15 protein-coding genes and 1 pseudogene are annotated in these 17854 nt (G+C 50.8%); 11 read left to right on the top strand and 5 right to left on the bottom strand.

All coding sequences use genetic code 11. From position 1 onward, the window contains the following. Positions 1-433: 433 nt before the first annotated feature. Positions 434-2077, bottom strand: coding sequence for a DUF6930 domain-containing protein (locus tag ACM1PF_RS02220; RefSeq protein ID WP_416671985.1), 1644 nt, complete (start codon positions 2075-2077; stop codon positions 434-436). A 323-nt stretch (positions 2078-2400) separates the two neighbouring features. Between ACM1PF_RS02220 and ACM1PF_RS02215 the strand changes: the two genes are divergently transcribed. From ACM1PF_RS02215 to ACM1PF_RS02190, 6 genes are all read left to right on the top strand, one after another. Continuing rightward, the gene (locus ACM1PF_RS02215; RefSeq protein ID WP_416671983.1) at positions 2401-2757 is read left to right on the top strand and encodes a HesB/IscA family protein; all 357 of its coding nucleotides are present in this window, start codon (positions 2401-2403) and stop codon (positions 2755-2757) included. Positions 2758-3101: 344 nt separating this feature from the next. After that, complete coding sequence (locus ACM1PF_RS02210) at positions 3102-3524, top strand: tetratricopeptide repeat protein (RefSeq protein ID WP_416671981.1); 423 nt, start codon at positions 3102-3104, stop codon at positions 3522-3524. Positions 3525-3790: 266 nt separating this feature from the next. Then, positions 3791-3982 (top strand): hypothetical protein, encoded by a 192-nt coding sequence (locus tag ACM1PF_RS02205; RefSeq protein WP_416671979.1) that lies wholly within the window; start codon positions 3791-3793, stop codon positions 3980-3982. A 146-nt stretch (positions 3983-4128) separates the two neighbouring features. Further along, positions 4129-4380: a hypothetical protein gene (locus ACM1PF_RS02200; RefSeq protein ID WP_416671978.1), complete on the top strand. Its 252-nt coding sequence runs from the start codon at positions 4129-4131 to the stop codon at positions 4378-4380. A gap of 486 nt (positions 4381-4866) precedes the next feature. Further along, on the top strand, positions 4867-5364 hold the full coding sequence (locus tag ACM1PF_RS02195) for a bifunctional nuclease family protein (protein WP_416671976.1): 498 nt from the start codon (positions 4867-4869) through the stop codon (positions 5362-5364). A 61-nt stretch (positions 5365-5425) separates the two neighbouring features. Then, a complete protein-coding gene (locus ACM1PF_RS02190) occupies positions 5426-6556 on the top strand; it encodes an aldo/keto reductase (protein ID WP_416671975.1) in 1131 nt (376 codons plus the stop codon). Positions 6557-6575: 19 nt separating this feature from the next. Here ACM1PF_RS02190 and ACM1PF_RS02185 read toward each other — a convergent pair whose 3' ends face one another. After that, entirely contained in the window at positions 6576-6845 is a 270-nt protein-coding gene (locus tag ACM1PF_RS02185) for a MoaD/ThiS family protein (RefSeq protein WP_416671973.1), read from the bottom strand. Between the two features lie 141 nt (positions 6846-6986). Here ACM1PF_RS02185 and ACM1PF_RS02180 point away from each other — a divergent pair, with 141 nt between their 5' ends. Beyond that, positions 6987-7400: a hypothetical protein gene (locus tag ACM1PF_RS02180; protein ID WP_416671971.1), complete on the top strand. Its 414-nt coding sequence runs from the start codon at positions 6987-6989 to the stop codon at positions 7398-7400. 59 nt (positions 7401-7459) lie between these two features. Then, the gene (locus ACM1PF_RS02175; protein ID WP_416671969.1) at positions 7460-7885 is read left to right on the top strand and encodes a GNAT family N-acetyltransferase; all 426 of its coding nucleotides are present in this window, start codon (positions 7460-7462) and stop codon (positions 7883-7885) included. A 35-nt stretch (positions 7886-7920) separates the two neighbouring features. Here the strand turns inward: ACM1PF_RS02175 and ACM1PF_RS02170 are convergent, their stop codons facing one another. The 3 genes and pseudogenes from ACM1PF_RS02170 to hisD form a co-directional block, all read right to left on the bottom strand. Continuing rightward, on the bottom strand, positions 7921-10353 hold the full coding sequence (locus tag ACM1PF_RS02170) for a hypothetical protein (RefSeq protein WP_416671968.1): 2433 nt from the start codon (positions 10351-10353) through the stop codon (positions 7921-7923). A gap of 75 nt (positions 10354-10428) precedes the next feature. Continuing rightward, positions 10429-10851: a universal stress protein gene (locus ACM1PF_RS02165; protein ID WP_416671966.1), complete on the bottom strand. Its 423-nt coding sequence runs from the start codon at positions 10849-10851 to the stop codon at positions 10429-10431. Positions 10852-10988: 137 nt separating this feature from the next. Beyond that, positions 10989-12304 (bottom strand): annotated as a pseudogene (gene hisD, locus ACM1PF_RS02160) (histidinol dehydrogenase). A gap of 235 nt (positions 12305-12539) precedes the next feature. On the opposite strand from hisD, the gene rpsT reads away from it, so the two are divergent. The 3 genes from rpsT (at position 12540) to rpoB (ending at position 17807) form a co-directional block, all read left to right on the top strand. Then, positions 12540-12845, top strand: a complete 306-nt coding sequence (gene rpsT / locus ACM1PF_RS02155; protein ID WP_416671964.1) for a 30S ribosomal protein S20 — start codon at positions 12540-12542, stop codon at positions 12843-12845. Between the two features lie 282 nt (positions 12846-13127). Next, the gene (locus ACM1PF_RS02150) at positions 13128-13979 is read left to right on the top strand and encodes a TatD family hydrolase (protein WP_416671963.1); all 852 of its coding nucleotides are present in this window, start codon (positions 13128-13130) and stop codon (positions 13977-13979) included. A 528-nt stretch (positions 13980-14507) separates the two neighbouring features. Then, entirely contained in the window at positions 14508-17807 is a 3300-nt protein-coding gene (gene rpoB / locus ACM1PF_RS02145; RefSeq protein WP_416671962.1) for a DNA-directed RNA polymerase subunit beta, read from the top strand. Positions 17808-17854: the final 47 nt, after the last annotated feature.

Raw genomic sequence — 17854 nt, 5'->3', positions numbered from 1 at the left:
TTCAAAGTGCGGAGACTGTCGATCTGGTATCAATCTGATTTGGATTTCTGATGTATAGCCTTACCGAATTACGTTAAGACAGGGGGGTACGGTGGACTCACGCAGGAGTGGAACCCCTGTACCCCGTCCTAATCCAAATGCGTAGCACTATAAATCTGAAGATCCGATGACTCAGATGCTGGTCAGAATCATGAGTTCAGTCGGTTGACTCAACCAGTCCCCTCAATCCTCTGACACGAAAAACAGTGTCTCCCTACCTAGTCTTGACACTTTTCCCAAAGTTCTAACAACGGAGCAAAAAATTTATGCTGAACCCGGCTGGCTCCCAGCTCCCAGTTTCAACAAGATGCGTTAATCCTTAAATGGAAGGACAGGGGATGCCCTGTCCCTAGCCGAAGGGTGGCAACGAGCCAGAAAATGGGGCAGAACTGAATCAATCCAAAAAGGGCATCAGTTGCAGCGAACCCAAACCCAGTTCGTTCGATGAAATCGATCGCACCTCAAATAAGGCCAGCATGTCATTCAGGGAGGGATTCCCTCGAGAAGCTCCTTTGAATCCCTTAGCAACCACTAATCCACAGTTCCCCTTCGTCTTCTTGCAGCGTTGATCCCACTTTTTGCGGGCTTGAATGTGGACAGGATCATCTTCGACAAACTCACCAAACAAATGCAGTTCATCGTTCTCAGTTTGCAGTACGCCCAAATCATAGCGTTCGTCACTGAAGGGATCTTCCCCTGGATTAAAGCAAATTGCCCTCAACCCCCCAGCCGCTTGAATTTCCTCAATCAACCGAGTTGCCTTAGGGCGAGATGTTTGAATCAAGATGACCGGAAAGCCATCGGCGGTTTGGGGAAAATCGGTCTTGGCTTCCTGATGCAACTTCACCGTCGATCGCAGTAGATTAAAAACTTCCCAGGGCATGGCCCCCAGGCTGTAAAATGCATCCTCTGGGATCAAATCATTCCGCAATACAGGCATCGTTAACCCTGGCATTTCATCAGAGAACCCTGCCTCAGCCGACATTTCTGCTAGCTCTTCTGCGATATCGGGCAAGCTAGACACTTTAATCGTCAACTTTTGTCCTGCTTCTTTAGGATGGGCGATGCGATAGCGGCCAGTAATTTTAGGGAAACCTTCCACCGTGAGCCGTTCTAGATGGCTGTTAAAAAAGCGATGGAGCGCAGTTAAGGCCAACAAAACCGTTTCCGCTTCTTCATCGTAAAGAACCGGGCGCATTCCCTCCAGGGGATGCAAATTCCCAAAGGTGGGATACACTCCGTTATGTTCAACAAATTCTGCCAGCAGAGAACCCATCTCCGGTTCAGACAGGGGAGAATCCGCATCATTTTGATCAAAGGTGATGTATAGACAGTCCTGATCTAAAAAAGCCCCTTCCAGTTCCTCAGAAGACTCTCCAGCTTCCAACACGCGCTGCCGGAAGGTTTTAAGTGAGTCCAGGGAGCGATACATCAGCAGCCCAAACTCCATCCCCAACATCCCCAACACAGAAACATAGAGGGTTTTGACATCGCCATAGTTCAGCTCAACTGCGATCACCTTTTCTTCATCTAACAATTCCCAGGGAGCATCATCCCAGATAGATTGCGCTGCTTTTAACACGGGTTCGACCAACTCTGGGGGCAGTTGGGGTGGATGCGTCCGGGCAATGCCCTGAAGTCCCTGAAAAATTTCATCAATCAAGGGCAGTTCCGGCACATAATCCACCACGATGTCTAAATCCTGTAAAACACCGCGCAGGAAAAACTGAATCTCTCGATCGCACACCACAATTTTTTGGGGACGAGCAGGCGGAGCGGGGCTGTGGGGATGCTCCATCGCCTGAAGGAGCGTCCGAACCACTGCTTCATGTCCGGCATCTGGGGGTACGACATCCATCGCGCGCACCAGGCCTTCAGTCCCGTCCACCCACAAAACACATTCCCCCTGTATTCGTTCACCGGCTTCCCCTCGGATGGCAAAGTCTGACGAAAGAACTCGACGATCGCCCTCCCAGACGCTAGGAGCTTGACGAAGTTTTTGCAGCCGACGGCAGGTAGAACGGTTCAAAGCACTCATACAGATGACCAATGTTAGGTGAACGAGTCTGTGGCAGACTCCCGCAAAGCGAGGTGCTTGCAGTTAAAGATAAAATGTTACGGAGGTAAAGTTCTGAGACTTCTGACAGAACTTAACTCGATCGATTCCAATGCAAATATTTTAGCGATGCTAATAAGGGCACAGACCCAATCCAGGCTTCTCTTCCTTCTCCGCGCTCCACTCTATATCTTTTCCCGAAAGTCTTCTATCGTTACTTTTGCAGCAGGTTGAGTCAATCCGCTACTATCATGGTATATCTTCACTACACTGGCGGACATTTTGAGGGAGCCTCGTACATTACAATGACACAATCCACTCAGTCCCAACAACGCGGAATCATGATGACTGAAGCCGCCCTTCGTCACGTATTAGCCATGAAAGAAAAGTTGGGGAAAGATGATCTTTGCCTGCGGGTGGGCGTTCGGCAAGGAGGATGTTCTGGTATGTCCTACATCATGGACTTTGAGGAACCAGGCAAGATTCAGGAAACGGATGAAGTTTATGACTACGAAGGGTTTAGGGTGGTTTGCGATCCTAAATCCATGCTGTACCTGTATGGCTTAGTTTTGGATTACAGCGATGCTCTGATTGGTGGTGGATTTCAGTTTACCAATCCCAATGCATCCCAAACCTGCGGCTGCGGCAAATCCTTCTCTTAAATAGAATTGGCTGGAACAAGCAGCTTTTTTAACAACGATCGGTTCTCCCAGAATAATGGTAGAAACCGTAGTTCAAGCTTCCAGGCTGTGCAGGCAAGATGCCCGCCCTAGGGGGATATGACAGTTTCCTTAGTAATGGGCTTAAGCCCCAGACAGGACGCAATAAATCCAAGGACTGAGTGAGATGACCTGAAGCAGGAAGATTAACACTCAGTTCTTTTTTAATGTGTAACGCAATGTAAACTCTTCTCAGAAAACTTTTGTCCTTCGATCGCAGCTTGCGTCTGCTTGCGAGTCTGCTATTCTGTTGAATCGTTAATGATTTGCGTTTTACGCTTACTGCTATGACTGAAACCGTTGAAACCCTCTTCGACCAAGGACTTGAGCGATATCACGCTGGAGAATCTCCCGCCACACTGATTCCCGTATTCAAAGAAGTCTGCGATCGATCGCCAAAAACCAGTTCCGCTTGGACTTGTCTTTCCTGGCTCTACCTGCTGGAGAATAAGCCAACTCAGGCTTATAAGGCAGCCCAGAAAGCAGTCAAGCTGAACCCACAGGATCCCCAGGCCCGAATCAATCTCGCCATTTCCATGCTAGAAACGGCGCAGAAAGGAGTTCGTCAACACATCGAAATTGCTGGACAAATTCTGTTCGCTGCACCTGAATTCAAAGAAGAAGTCGAGCAGAATTTTGAAGAAGGCTTAAAGCGCAAACCGGAATGGAAAAGCTTACGCCGAGTGCAAACCTGGCTATTTGAAGCGTAAAACTGGATTACTAAACTTCACACAACAAGGTGGGCGATTTTCATGGGTTAAGGGGGCAAAGGCGGCAAAGTCCCACCCAGAGCCGTTCCTGGAATTGTTTTTCTCTAGAAAATAAATGCTGATGCCGATACATATGCTGTAATCGTTGGTTAAGATTTTTAATAAAAAATCCGGAATTCTAATGATAAGCTTTAGTGAAGTTGATGATTAGCTGTTCCTATAGCTGATCTTAATTTCTTTTTTTAAGATTCAAGGAGTCGGGAACTATGTTGAGTAATAACAACGTTGAAGTCAAACAAGAGACTCGCAATCATAAAGGCTTTTTCATTGAACAAGGTTTGTACAAATTCATGGGAATCGATCAGTCCGGATGGGCTTTGATCTGTGTTGATGAAGCGACTTGCCACTATGTAGATCCAGACAATTTAGAGCGTGTTGAGGAGTTGATGGAAAGCTAATTTAGCAGGTTCCTGTGAACTCTAATAAATTTCTGTTTTCTACCCTTGTGGCTGTCCTATCGTTAGGTTCAGCCATATTTTTTGGGGTATTAAAATTGCCCTGGTAGATAATAGAATGCGTATTGCTGCTCGTTGTTAATTTTTCAATGAAAGATAAACTTCTGGAATGGCTCAATTTAGCACTGGTCGCAAATATTTTCTTGGTGCTATTCAGCTTCTTTTGGTTGGCGATCGCGGTGATCGGGCGATCGTTTGGTGTTCCTCTGGGTCTGGATCTGTGGTACCGCCTTTGGGAGCCCGTGTTTACCCCCGCGATCGGAATTTTGATGGCCGGGGCATTAATCAGCGGGATTGTGGGTTGGGTGCGTAAGCGGTTTAGTTCTGGGCAAACCTCATAACCCTGGCGCATCGCATCTTTCCATCCCTGGACTGAACCCCAGGGGCTGGTCATCTCTATCAGTCGTACCGGGCAGAGGCAACGCATCGAGGTGAAATCGATCGACCTGCCTCTCAAATCGCGTTGTGCCGGATCAAATCCGGCTGTCTCTTCTGGCTTTGTCAACCTGGGTTTAAGAAAATTCTAGATTTGTAACTCATCTCTTCGTTAAACTTTCAGAATTTAAGCTGCAGGTTATCGGCAAGATCAGGGCATACTGGAAGTCAGTCGTACTGATGATTCAAGTACATCAAATGCGGAATGTTGGATAACCTGGTTTTGTTAGGAACCTTTGCAGTTTCCTGGCGATCTCACCCAACAACAGGTGAAAATATAAGGTGTAGTTATCTGGCAGGGTAGCCATCGGGTTGCCCAGGTCAGAGGGTTTCTGACTGACTGCTTTTCAACTTCAGTTGTCCTTTCCTTAACGGGTTCTAGAGGCTAAACCATGATTGAGATGAAAGTCGCTGGAATTGCGCTGGATGCGGTGTCTCGAAGTCCGATCGTTCTACTTCGAGATGCATCCGAGCGTCGCCAGTTGCCAATTTTCATTGGTCAAGACCAAGCCAGAGCGATTATCAGCGCGTTAGAAAATCAGGTTCCGCCTCGTCCCCTGACTCACGACCTGATGGCCAATCTGATGGAAGAGTGGAATATGGTGCTGGAACGGGTTGTCATTCACTCCCTCCAGGAAAATACCTTTTATGCCATCCTGCAAGTTCGCCAGGGAGAAAGCCGCAAAGAAATCGACTGCCGCCCCAGTGATGCTATCTCCATTGCCCTTCGCACCAAAAGTCCAATTTGGGTCATGGAAGAAGTCGTAGCGGATGCGTCAATCCCAGTCGATCGAGATGCGGATGAGGCTGAACGCAAAGCTTTCCGCGATTTTCTGGCAACGCTTCGTCCAGACGATTTCAAACAGCGGGGTTTTACCGGAGAGTCGTAACACGGGTGGGCACGGCTCACCTGACCTCTACTTCTCTCCCTTCTCATGCTCTAAGTCCCTGATGCACTATCGACGCTTTGGCCAAACCAATCTGCAACTGTCAGCCTTTTCTCTGGGGACGATGCGGTATTTGGCATCTGAGCCAGAGGCAATTCAGGTGATCCGGCAGGCGATCGAGTTAGGCATCAACCATATTGAAACGGCCAGGGGATACGGCAACAGTGAGCAGTTTTTAGGGAAAGCCCTCCGAGCCGGATTGCCCTTACCACGTCAGCAGCTTTACCTCACCACAAAAATTCCCCCCATGCCCGATCGGGCTGCGATGGCGGCTTGTATTGATGAATCGCTCGATCGGTTGGGGGTGGACTATCTGGACTGCTTCGCCATTCACGGCTTGAATACCTGGGAGCAGTTGAGATGGATTGAAGATCCCAACGGCTGTATGGTGGCCGTTCAGCAGGCAAAGGCAGCAGGAAAAATTCGCCATATCGGATTTTCGACCCACGCACCGCTAGAAATTATTCTCCAAGCGATTTCTACGGAGCAATTCGAGTTTGTCAACCTGCACTATTACCTGTTTAACCAGCGCAATCGTCCTGCTGTGGAGCTGGCCCAGTCCAAGGACATGGGCGTATTTATTATTTCTCCAGCCGATAAAGGTGGAATGCTATTTACCCCCCCTCCAACCCTGCAAACCCTTTGCCAGCCATTCACCCCCCTGGAGTTAAACTATCGTTTCTTGTTAAGTGATCCTGGGATTACGACCCTCAGTTTTGGCGCAGCCCATCCGGCAGAACTGGATCAAATTCTGAGTATTGCCGATCGCAACGATGCCCTAACCAGCGAGGAACAAAGGGCGATCGATCGCCTCATTCTGCATCAAAAAGCGGCTCTAGGAACCGATCGATGTAGTCAATGCTTCCAGTGTCTTCCCTGTCCTGAAGCCATTAATATCCCGGAAGTCTTGCGGCTACGGAATCTTGCCGTTGCCTACGATATGACAGCCTTTGGACAGTACCGCTACCGCATGTTTGAAAACGCTGGCCATTGGTTTCCCGGTCGTAAGGCGAATCGCTGTACCGATTGTGGAGACTGTCTACCTCGCTGCCCAGAACAGCTAGAAATTCCTAAATTATTACGGGACACCCACGATCGCTTGAATGGAGCATCCCGACGGCGGCTCTGGGGCTAACGCAGCACCTCCGACCCCCTCATCCTCCACTCACAGGCGGAATCAGCACCACCTCATCTCCTGCCTGCAACACCGTCTGGGGTTCCACAAACTGAAGATTGACCCCAAACCGGGTCAGGTCACGCCACCGCTCCAACTCAGGATGTTCAGTAATGAGCCGATCGCGCACCGCTGCCACCGAAGTGCCCTCTGCCATTTGCAATTCCAGTTCCGGCACCCCATAGGCCTCTTGATACGCCGCAAAAAGCTTAACCGTGATGGTTATCAATTGAGCATTACCGCCAGACATCCAACTTCACCCCAATATTCAGTATCTTGATTATCCCAAGTGAACCCCGCGATCGATCCGCCACCCTGAATTCGAGTACGCTACCCTGAATAAAGAACTCTAACCCCCACTCCCTACTCCCTACTCCCCACTCCCCCTCCTATGTTCGGCACATTCCAACAAAGCAACCTCCGCATTGAAATTGAAGCGACGGAACAGCAAATTCGAGATAGTCTGATCTGTCCGGCTCAGTTTCGCCAGTGGCTTTTCCCGCAAACCTTTTCAGAGGGATTGCCCACTCATCTCCATGAAGGTCTGATTTTCACCAGTTGGCTGGGGCCGATTGCGGTGCAGCATCAGGTGGAGAAGGTCGAAGCAAATGGGTGCAGGCTGATCATGAGCAAGGGAATTGATGGATTTCACGAGTGGTACTGGGGGGATGGCTGGGTGCAGTCCTGCCTGGAAGGGGTTTCACTGGTGCCGTTGAACTTAGGGCAAACCCTCAGCTTGCTGCGGCTCCGCCAGTTTTTGACTGCGCAAAAGCAGACTCCCCAGATCGCTTTTCCCAGGTTGTGAAGTTTACCTCAGGTTCTGTCTTTGTGTTAAAAGTGACCTGATCCAGGAATCCTGATGAAATGACCATGCTTCACTCCGACATTGAGCTACGCCATCAGCAAGAACTGCCCCGGGAACAGGTGGTTAGTCTGTATCGAGAGTGCGGCTGGTCATCCGCTGAAAAACCCGATCGCCTTTTGCGGGCGCTGGCCAATTCTGATACTGTCATCTCAGCCTGGCAAACGAATACCTTAATTGGGTTGGGAAATGCAATCTCAGACGGATCGCTGGTGGTTTACTACCCGCATCTACTGGTTCGTCCAGCCTTTCAAAAGCAGGGAATTGGTCAACAAATTCTGTCCGCCCTGCAAGAACGCTACGCAGACTTCCACCAGCAAATTCTTCTATCCAATAATGAAGCGGTTAAGTTTTACCAGAAGCAGGGCTTTCAGATTCCCCAAAGCGTTATTCCCCTGTGGATTTACCAGGGGCGCGATCAGCAGTAATCAGCAATAAAGCAACCAGAAGTTAGGGGTCTGCATTAGGGCGAATGGGTTTGCTGCCATCTTGCAACTAAGTCCTGAATTGAGCCAGCTTTCACGACTTCCCAAGCCAGTTCGATCGCCTGCTTTTGCTTTTCAGTGAGCTTCCAGGATAAAGGCGGTTCATCCAGACGGGCTTGCTTCATCATTTCCTGTTGCTCTGCGGTCAGGGGACAGGATGGAGTGGCAGGCGACAGATCTTCTGCCAGAGGAAACTGGATGACATGGTGATGGATATCGACTTTGCCTTTCCATTGTTGCTTTAGCCCCTGGATATCAACCTCATTTCGGGCTGCCTGAGTATAGTTCCGAACATTAAACAGGGTGAGCAGTGGCCCCAAAATGGTCATTTTCCAACCGGGGGTATTCAGATTTTCCTCTCCTCGAAGGTTTTTCCATTGTTTCTGAAGCCAGCCCCGCCGACCTGGAGGCTCTGCTTTGAAATTCTCCGGTTCTGGAAATGAGCGAATTTCGATCAGCAAAACCCGTTGAATGTTGAGGGGATTCTCCTGGCTAGAGGCATCATCGATTCCAACATGATCCGTTGCACCCTGATCCGTTGCACCCGTGTCTGTTGCAGAGGCCCGCAACACGCGATCGTTGAGCCATTGAACGGCGGTAAAAACGCCAAAGTTGTCGAAATACCCACCATCGGCAACATGAAAATTGGACTGGGGTACATTCGGGTAGTTGCGGCAAATGGGCGAGACATAGGGAAAAGTCGCCGAAAGTCGTGCGGCGGTTGTGATGCGAAGATCGTACGCTTCGTAAAGTCTTCTAAAGTCTTTGAATTGCTGCTCCCCATCCTCCTGAAACCGAATCGGACTGATGGTTAAACGGCTCCCATCTTCGACGATCGTGGCATTGAAAACTGGAATCGGTATCGTGCCCGCCGCAATGCTTCGAGACCAACTGGCCAAAGTGGGCGGATTCGTCGCATCGCTCAATGCCCTGATCCAATCCGCTTCCAGGGCAACTCCCCGATCGAGCCTGGGATGAGATAAAAACGGCAGACCAATCACCCGCCATAAATCAGGATAGGCCAGTCCCCAGCCAATGGCATCTAACCCGTCAACGGTCGCACTGCGAACCACTGCATTGGGTGCTTTTCCTGAAAATTGTCCTGAAAATTGTCCTGAAGGTGGCGAGTTGAACTGCTCCTCCAACTTCCCATTGTCCAGAGCATCAATAAAATACATCGAGCCGATCGAACCGCCGGACACAGAGCTGATCAAGCCCACCGTATCCATAAAGGGTTTGCCGAGATCGGGATGCTCATACAACCCTGTCAGGACTCGTGCCGTCCATCCTGCCGCTTGAATTCCGCCGCCTGCGGGGCAAATGATCGCCAGAGTTCGGGGATGAGTGGGGTAAGCTCCAGCATAGTTGGCTTCCCACCGTTGAAACCGATGGTTCAGAATCTCAATCAGATTATCCGGCGAAAATTGGGATGGAGATGAACTGATTAATTCGTAGTAGTGGTTGACGTTGAACAACCAGTAAACCACAAATGAAATAACAATTAAGACAATCAGTAAAGGAACGCGAAAAAAATCTAATAAAAAGGTTAATCCACCAAAAAGTAAAACTAAAAGCAGGAGAATAATTAACAGATAAAATAGGGCGGGAATTTCAAATATCTTTCTGCGACGTTGCGTCAGTCGATCGAACACCCAGGACACAAAGCCACACCAGGGTGGAATTAAATCAGGTTTATACAACCACATGCCATAGAAAAACAACGGCAGATAAATCACCATTACCGCCGCAAAAAAACCGATCGCCGACATATGCCCTGCGGTCAAAACCCCGGTGTTTTCAGTAAGATAGCCCCTTTGAGCCGATTCAGGGAGGAGCAAGATCAGAGAAGCAATGGCTTGTTTAAATTCCCTCGATCCTTCCAGGAAAGTTGTAAAAAAATGACCGAACTTGAACAGTAAAGCAGTCGCCAATCCACCTGAACCAATCCCTAAACCAATCTCTGTCAGGGCATTTTTTTGAGGAGATGATTGCTTGATTTCAGGAATAGCAAGACAAATCGTGATGATGAAGGTGGATAGCCCCAAAATGAAGGCAAAAACCCACTGGTAGGAAAGCAGTCCGTCAACCCATCCTAATTCAGGTAAATTAAACCGATCGACCCCATCGACCAGCAGTGTATTCGTCACAAACGTCACCCCCATTCCCGCCAGCAACGTGACGATCGTGACTGCAAAAAACTCGCAGGCACCATGCAGCACAAACAAATTTTGCAGCAAATTTTTCACCAGGGTATTTGCCAGAATGGGCAATGCCACCAGCAAGCCCCCGATCAGAATGGGCACCCGTAACAGGAAGAGGTACTGAAGCAATGCTGGATGGAGCAGCAGGGCAACCGATGCCCCCATCAGAACCAACCAGAGCACAATACCCCAGACCAGATTCCGCCGCATACAAATCATCCTCCGATCGCTTGTTTCGCTGTGCTAATTCCCTCCGATGCCCCTGTTCGTTTACCTGGATGCCCGTTACTTCAGCTTCACCACCATCACCGTACAGGGGGCATCTTCCACCACCTGACTGCTGACAGAACCCTGTAAAATTCGCTTCATGCCCGTCAATCCCCGGCTACCCATTACAACTAAATCCGTCTGGTGAATATTAGCCAGGCGAATAATTTCCTCAGCCGGATCACCCACCACAATTTCGAGTTCACTTTTGCAGGGTAGGGCAGCCTGATACGCCTGAAGTTTTTCTAGCTGATGGTGGGGGATCAGTTCGGTGTCCGTTTGGGGGCGATCGACTGCGACATCGGGATCAGCAGTAAAGTTGGCAATGACATGGGCAATGATCACATGGGTTGTGGATTGGAGTTGAATTTGTTCCAGTCCCTGAACAATTTGTTCAGAAAGATCCGATCCATCCAGGGCAACTAAAATCCGTTTGAACACAGCAGATTATCTCCTGACACCGAAAAGTGCAGCATGAATGTAGAGTGCTTAAATTCTTAGTGTTGAGAATTCAGGGGGCAAATGCAACTAAAAACTCAAAACTTAAAACTCAAGCCTGATTTCAGATTAATAAATCTTTACTGTCCTTCAGTGTCCAGATATTCCTGCATCCGCAACCGTACCGAATCCGCATGGGAGGGTAAGCCCTCCGCACTGGCTAAAGACTCGATCGCCTTTGCCACCTTACGTAATGCCTTCGGAGAATACTGAATCAAGCTGGAATGCTTCATGAAGGTTTCTACCCCCAGGGCAGAAGCGTACCGAGCCGAACCGGAAGTGGGCAGGGTGTGGTTGGGGCCCGCCAGGTAATCTCCCACTGCTTCTGGAGTGGAATTACCCAGGAAAATCGCTCCGGCATGGCGAATGGACTCCAACAGGCTCCAGGGATCGGCGACTTCTAACTCCAAATGCTCTGGCGCGAACTCGTTGGACAGTTCGGCGGCACTTTCCAGAGAATCCACCACCACCACCAGTCCATAGTGGGCGATCGCCTTTTCCGTCAGCACCTTCCGCGGGTGGTTAATTAACTGCTGCTTCACCTCAGCTACGACTTTCATGGCCAGTTCCGAATCGGTCGTCAGCAAAATGGCTGCTGCCAGCGGATCATGTTCGGCCTGCGCCAGCATATCGGCTGCGACATGAACTGGATCTGCACCGCTATCAGCAATAATCAGCACTTCAGAAGGCCGGCCAGCGAATCAATCCCCACGGTTCCATAAACCAGCTTCTTAGCCAGAGTGACGTAGATATTGCCAGGCCCCGTAATCACGTCTACATTGGGGATCGTTTCGGTGCCGTAGGCCAGAGCCGCGATCGCCTGGGCTCCTCCGATTCGATAGATTTCATGAACCCCCGCTTCCTGCGCCGCCACTAAAACTGCTGGATTGACTGCCTTGTTCGGGCCCGGTGGAGTCGTGATCACAATCCGAGGCACCTTGGCAACTCGGGCTGGAATCACATTCATGATCACCGTACTGGGGTAGGCGGCCCGTCCACCTGGAACGTACAGTCCAGCTCGATCGACGGGTGTATAGCGTTTCCCCAAAACCACTTCATCCTGTCCAAACTGCACCCAACTTTTGGGCACGCGCTGGCGGTGGAACGCCTCCACCTGACGACAGGCCAGGCGAATTGCTTCAATTAATTCGGCAGGCACTTGATGATAGGCTGCCTCTAGTTCGGAACCGTTCACTCGTAAGTCTTCAGGCTGGAGGGAGATCTGATCGTATTCTTCGGTGTAGTGGAGAACCGCTCGATCGCCCTGCCGTTTGACTGCTTGAAGCACCTCTCGAACCGTAGCCTCTTTGTGAACTACTTGATCGTCATGGGTGCGCTCACAAATTCGGCGGAGTTCAGTCAGAGCCTCAGCTCGCTGAGTAATAATTCGCAGCATCGCCACCTTGGGATAGAAACGGTAGTCTAGGATTAACCTGGCAGAACAGGTGTTAAATTGCTCCAGCAAGGTTGGGTTGCCAGGCTGAACCTGTATCTTTATCTAGCTTAACCTGTATTTTTAGGAGGATTCGAGTCTGGAGGCGGAGAGTTTTTTTGTCAATTGTGTAAATCTTTCGATAGAATAGTGGATCGCTGAAGCCGTAAACCCTCAAAGCTATATATACCGAAGAACTGTGGCAAATATTAAATCCTCCATCAAGCGCATTGAAATTGCTGAACGCAATCGCCTCCGTAATCGATCTTACAAGTCTGCTTCTCGAACGTTGATGAAGCGGTTCTTTGCAGCCGTGGATGCCTATAATGCTAATCCTACCCCCGAAGCCATGCAGGATGTCCATCAGCGGCTGTCTCTCGCCTTTGCCAAAATTGATAAGGCCGTCAAGCGGGGTGCCCTCCATGCCAATACGGGAGCGCGGAACAAATCCCGGCTTTCTAGAGCTTTGAAGGCGATCGAATCCAGCAGTCAAGCCGCTTCATAAAGCTTTTCTTAAGTTTTTGCGTTGATTGACAGTTTGCTGATTGCTCTCACTGGAAACCCAGATACAAGGAGATACCAGGTTGGAGAGCGAGCAGTGGTTTTAAAGTAAGTCGATTAGCCGATCGATAGCCAGCCAAGATTTTTTGGGGTAGTTCGGGACTAAGGATTTCTGGTACGGGCCGATTGAGTCATTAGATTGTTAATCTGAAATCAATCTGGACAATCTGGATCAATCCGTTCCTGGATGAACCATTCTGGCATAGCAGTGCGTTCCTTGTAACTCATGCAGTTGATTGATACTCACGTTCATCTTAACTTTGACAGCTTTCAGCCTGACCTGGAGCAAGTTGCCCAGAATTGGCGGGAGGCGGGTGTGGTGCGGCTAATTCATTCCTGTGTTGAGCCAGAGGAATTTACGGCGATCCAGTCGATTGCCGATCGCTTCCCAGAGATATCCTTCGCCGTTGGGCTGCATCCCCTTGACGTTGAAGCCAAATGGCAGCCAGAGGTGGCGCGGCACATCCTGAACCTGGCTCAATCCGATACCAGAGTTGTGGCGATCGGTGAGATGGGGCTGGATTTCTTCAAGGCGGAGAATCAGCAGCAACAGCAGGAAGCATTTTGGGCTCAGCTAGAAATCGCTCACCAGCTCAATTTGCCTGTGATCATTCACTGCCGGGATGCGGCTGAAACAATGACTCACCTGGTTCAGCAATTTTGGGCCGAGCGAGGTGCTGTAGCGGGTGTAATGCATTGCTGGAGTGGCACACCGGAAGAGACTCAGTGGTTTCTGGATCTGGGGTTCTACATCAGCTTTAGCGGGATCGTCACGTTCAAGAACGCGACTGCTGTTCACGAATCTGCGAAGCGGGTACCGAGCGATCGGCTCCTGATTGAGACAGACTGTCCCTTTCTCTCCCCAGTTCCCAAACGAGGAGAACGACGCAATCAGCCTGCCTATGTCCGCTTTGTCGCTGAGCGAGTTGCGCATCTGCGTCAGGTTTCCCTGGAGGAGTTGGCAGCGCAAACCACTGAGAACGCTGCCCGTCTGTTCAGTCTCTCCCTGCCTGTTGGTGTTGCCGCTCCTGATGCCCTGGATGGTTCCCTCGTCGAAACCAGTAGCTCAAATCCTTAAGCCAGCCGCGCTTAATTCTGCTCAGGTCAACCCCTGACGCTGACGCACCAGGCCGCGATCGATCCGCATTATGCTTTTTTTGCTGTATCGTCAAGAGCAATTAGCCACATTTCGGTTACATTAAGTCATAATAAGAATCGAGGCGCGTAGCGTAGACCGAAGGTGAGAGCTTGATCAAACTTCTTGATTCAATTAGAGCGAATCTGCTTCCTGTCGGATTCCCCTCTGGTTACCTGAGTCTTGATTAACTGCTTGTGTTAGCTGCTTTCCGTTCATCAGCCAATTCATTGACAGAGTCCATTGATTACGCTATACTCGCCCTGCCTGTCACCCAGAACCCCGATCGCCCGCATTGAACCCGTTTGCCAGACTCCACTCCAATTTGACTTACAAACAGTTAACCATCCATAGATGTTGTTCAGTCTTCAACCTAGAGGACTGGCGTTTTTTCGTCTGTGTATTTATCAGCCCTTTCTGTGTACTGTTAGGGAATTTTATCCCTAAGCGTGACCTAGCTTGAGGAGACGCATGAGTAACTTAACCCAATCCGCACCCATCTTTACCCTACCAGACCTTGTAGAGATCCAACGCGCCAGCTTTCGTTGGTTCCTTGAAGAAGGCTTGATTGAGGAATTAGACAGCTTTTCGCCCATCACCGACTATACCGGTAAATTAGAGCTACATTTCCTGGGCAAAGACTACAAACTCAGGCGACCCAAATACGATGTAGATGAGGCGAAACGTCGGGATGCGACCTATGCGGTACAGATGTATGTGCCGACCCGGTTGATCAACAAAGAAACCGGAGAAATTAAGGAGCAGGAGGTTTTCATTGGGGATTTGCCCCTGATGACCGATCGCGGCACCTTTATTATCAACGGGGCAGAGCGCGTTATTGTTAACCAGATCGTCCGTAGCCCTGGCGTTTACTACAAAAAAGAGGTTGATAAGAACGGTCGCAGCACCTTTAATGCCAGCCTGATCCCCAACCGGGGAGCCTGGCTGAAGTTTGAAACCGATAAAAATGACCTGGTTTGGGTGCGGATTGACAAAACCCGCAAGCTATCGGCTCAAGTCTTGCTTAAAGCTCTAGGTCTGAGCGATGGTGAAATTTTTGATGCCCTACGCCATCCTGAATACTTCCAGAAGACGATCGAAAAAGAAGGGCAGTTTAGCGAAGAAGAAGCTCTGATGGAGCTGTATCGGAAGTTGCGTCCCGGTGAGCCGCCAACGGTTTCGGGTGGGCAACAACTCCTGGACTCGCGCTTCTTTGATCCCAAACGCTACGACCTGGGACGGGTTGGACGCTACAAGCTGAACAAAAAGCTCAGACTGAATGTGCCGGAGATGACCCGGATCCTGACTCCTCAGGATATCCTGGCTTCGATCGACTACTTAATTAATTTAGAGTTTGATATCGGCAGTATCGATGATATCGATCACCTGGGGAATCGCCGGGTGCGATCGGTGGGTGAATTGCTGCAAAATCAGGTGCGGGTGGGTTTGAACCGCCTGGAGCGCATCATTCGGGAGCGGATGACGGTTTCCGATGCCGATGCCCTGACTCCAGCCTCCCTGGTTAACCCGAAGCCCCTGGTCGCAGCCATCAAAGAGTTCTTTGGCTCCTCTCAGCTCTCCCAGTTCATGGATCAAACCAATCCCCTGGCAGAGTTGACCCACAAGCGTCGTCTCAGTGCCCTTGGCCCTGGCGGTTTGACGCGGGAGCGGGCCGGATTTGCCGTGCGGGATATTCACCCCTCTCACTACGGGCGCATCTGTCCGATCGAAACTCCTGAAGGGCCGAACGCTGGATTGATTGGTTCTCTGGCAACCCATGCCCGCGTCAATGCCTATGGCTTTATTGAAACCCCCTACTGCCGGGTCGAAAACGGTCGCGTCCGGCGGGACATTCCCCCTGTCTACATGACGGCAGATGAAGAAGATGATCTGCGGGTGGCTCCGGGAGATATTCCCATTGATGAAGAAGGACGGATTTTAGGGGAGCAGGTTCCAGTCCGGTATCGGCAGGACTTCACAACGACCTCGCCGGAAGAGGTGGACTATGTGGCCGTTTCCCCCGTACAGATTATCTCGGTAGCAACGTCGCTAATTCCCTTCATTGAGCATGACGACGCAAACCGGGCCCTGATGGGTTCCAACATGCAACGGCAGGCCGTTCCCCTCCTGCGTCCGGAGCGTCCCCTGGTAGGAACGGGACTGGAAACGCAGGCAGCCCGCGACTCCGGGATGGTCATCATCAGCCGTGTAGATGGTGAGGTGTCCTACGTGGATGCCAACCGCATTCGGGTGCGCAATGCCGAAGGGCAGGAGTTCGAGCATCTCTTGCAGAAGTACCAGCGATCGAACCAGGATACCTGTCTGAACCAGCGGCCGATCGTCTTTGCTGGCGATCGAGTTGCCGCAGGACAGATCATGGCAGATGGTTCAGCCACGGAGGGCGGAGAACTGGCGCTCGGTCAAAATATCCTGGTGGCCTATATGCCCTGGGAGGGCTACAACTACGAGGATGCGATCCTGATCAGTGAGCGCCTGGTGTACGAAGATGTCTACACCTCAATTCACATTGAGAAGTACGAGATCGAAGCTCGGCAAACCAAGCTTGGCCCAGAGGAAATTACCCGTGAAATTCCCAACGTCGGGGAAGATGCCCTGCGTCAGTTGGATGAAACCGGAATTATCCGGATTGGAGCCTGGGTAGAGTCTGGAGACATCCTGGTGGGTAAGGTGACACCTAAAGGGGAATCAGATCAGCCACCGGAAGAAAAACTCCTGCGGGCAATCTTTGGTGAAAAGGCCAGAGATGTGCGGGACAATTCCCTGCGCGTTCCCAACGGTGAGAAGGGACGGGTGGTTGATGTACGAGTCTTCACCCGGGAACAGGGCGACGAACTGCCCCCCGGAGCCAACATGGTCGTACGGGTTTACGTGGCGCAAAAGCGCAAGATCCAGGTCGGCGACAAGATGGCAGGGCGGCACGGCAACAAGGGAATTATCTCCCGGATTCTGCCTGAGGAGGATATGCCCTACCTGCCTGATGGCACTCCAGTTGACATCGTCTTGAATCCTCTGGGGGTTCCCTCCCGGATGAATGTAGGACAGGTGTTTGAGTGTCTGCTGGGTTGGGCTGGTCATAATCTGGATGCCCGCTTCAAGATGATCCCCTTTGACGAAATGTACGGGATGGAGGCTTCCCGCCTGACGACCCACGCCAAGATTCAGGAGGCGGCCGACAAAACCGGACAGCCCTGGGTGTTCAATCCCGATGAGCCGGGCAAGATCCAGGTTTATGACGGACGGACGGGAGAACCCTTCGATCGCCCTGTGACCATCGGTAAGGCCTATATGCTGAAGCTGGTTCACCTGGTAGACGATAAGATTCACGCGCGTTCCACCGGCCCGTACTCCCTGGTGACGCAACAGCCCCTTGGTGGTAAGGCCCAGCAGGGTGGTCAGCGATTTGGAGAAATGGAAGTGTGGGCCCTGGAAGCCTTTGGGGCTGCCTACATTCTCCAGGAATTGCTCACCGTGAAGTCCGATGATATGCAGGGACGAAATGAAGCTCTGAATGCGATCGTTAAAGGCAAGGCGATTCCCCGACCGGGAACCCCTGAATCCTTTAAGGTACTGATGCGAGAATTGCAATCCCTCTGTCTGGATATTGCAGCCCATAAGTTACAGACGATGGAAGATGGCACCAGTCGTGATCTGGAGATTGACCTGATGGCAGATTTGGGGTCTCGGCGCACGCCATCCCGTCCCACCTACGAGTCGATCTCACGGGATGAAATGGAAGAGGTTGAGGATTAGAAGGAAGTTGGGAATCAAACGGGTGCGGGGAAGGTCAGCGTGGATGC

This window comes from Egbenema bharatensis FJBBOT/2019, assembly GCF_048077055.1.
Classification (GTDB): domain Bacteria; phylum Cyanobacteriota; class Cyanobacteriia; order Elainellales; family Elainellaceae; genus Egbenema; species Egbenema bharatensis.
This window is presented reverse-complemented; position numbering and strand designations above follow the sequence as displayed.

What these genes read in the sequence shown, in the direction of transcription:
- ACM1PF_RS02170 (WP_416671968.1), bottom strand. Translation starts at nt 10,353, where the DNA reads ATGCGGCGGAATCTGGTCTGGGGTATTGTGCTCTGGTTGGTTCTGATG.
- ACM1PF_RS02215 (WP_416671983.1), top strand. Translation starts at nt 2,401, where the DNA reads ATGACACAATCCACTCAGTCCCAACAACGCGGAATCATGATGACTGAA.
- ACM1PF_RS02180 (WP_416671971.1), top strand. Translation starts at nt 6,987, where the DNA reads ATGTTCGGCACATTCCAACAAAGCAACCTCCGCATTGAAATTGAAGCG.
- ACM1PF_RS02195 (WP_416671976.1), top strand. Translation starts at nt 4,867, where the DNA reads ATGATTGAGATGAAAGTCGCTGGAATTGCGCTGGATGCGGTGTCTCGA.
- rpoB (WP_416671962.1), top strand. Translation starts at nt 14,508, where the DNA reads ATGAGTAACTTAACCCAATCCGCACCCATCTTTACCCTACCAGACCTT.
- ACM1PF_RS02205 (WP_416671979.1), top strand. Translation starts at nt 3,791, where the DNA reads ATGTTGAGTAATAACAACGTTGAAGTCAAACAAGAGACTCGCAATCAT.
- ACM1PF_RS02150 (WP_416671963.1), top strand. Translation starts at nt 13,128, where the DNA reads ATGCAGTTGATTGATACTCACGTTCATCTTAACTTTGACAGCTTTCAG.
- ACM1PF_RS02185 (WP_416671973.1), bottom strand. Translation starts at nt 6,845, where the DNA reads ATGTCTGGCGGTAATGCTCAATTGATAACCATCACGGTTAAGCTTTTT.
- ACM1PF_RS02190 (WP_416671975.1), top strand. Translation starts at nt 5,426, where the DNA reads ATGCACTATCGACGCTTTGGCCAAACCAATCTGCAACTGTCAGCCTTT.
- ACM1PF_RS02200 (WP_416671978.1), top strand. Translation starts at nt 4,129, where the DNA reads ATGAAAGATAAACTTCTGGAATGGCTCAATTTAGCACTGGTCGCAAAT.
- ACM1PF_RS02210 (WP_416671981.1), top strand. Translation starts at nt 3,102, where the DNA reads ATGACTGAAACCGTTGAAACCCTCTTCGACCAAGGACTTGAGCGATAT.
- ACM1PF_RS02175 (WP_416671969.1), top strand. Translation starts at nt 7,460, where the DNA reads ATGACCATGCTTCACTCCGACATTGAGCTACGCCATCAGCAAGAACTG.
- ACM1PF_RS02220 (WP_416671985.1), bottom strand. Translation starts at nt 2,077, where the DNA reads ATGAGTGCTTTGAACCGTTCTACCTGCCGTCGGCTGCAAAAACTTCGT.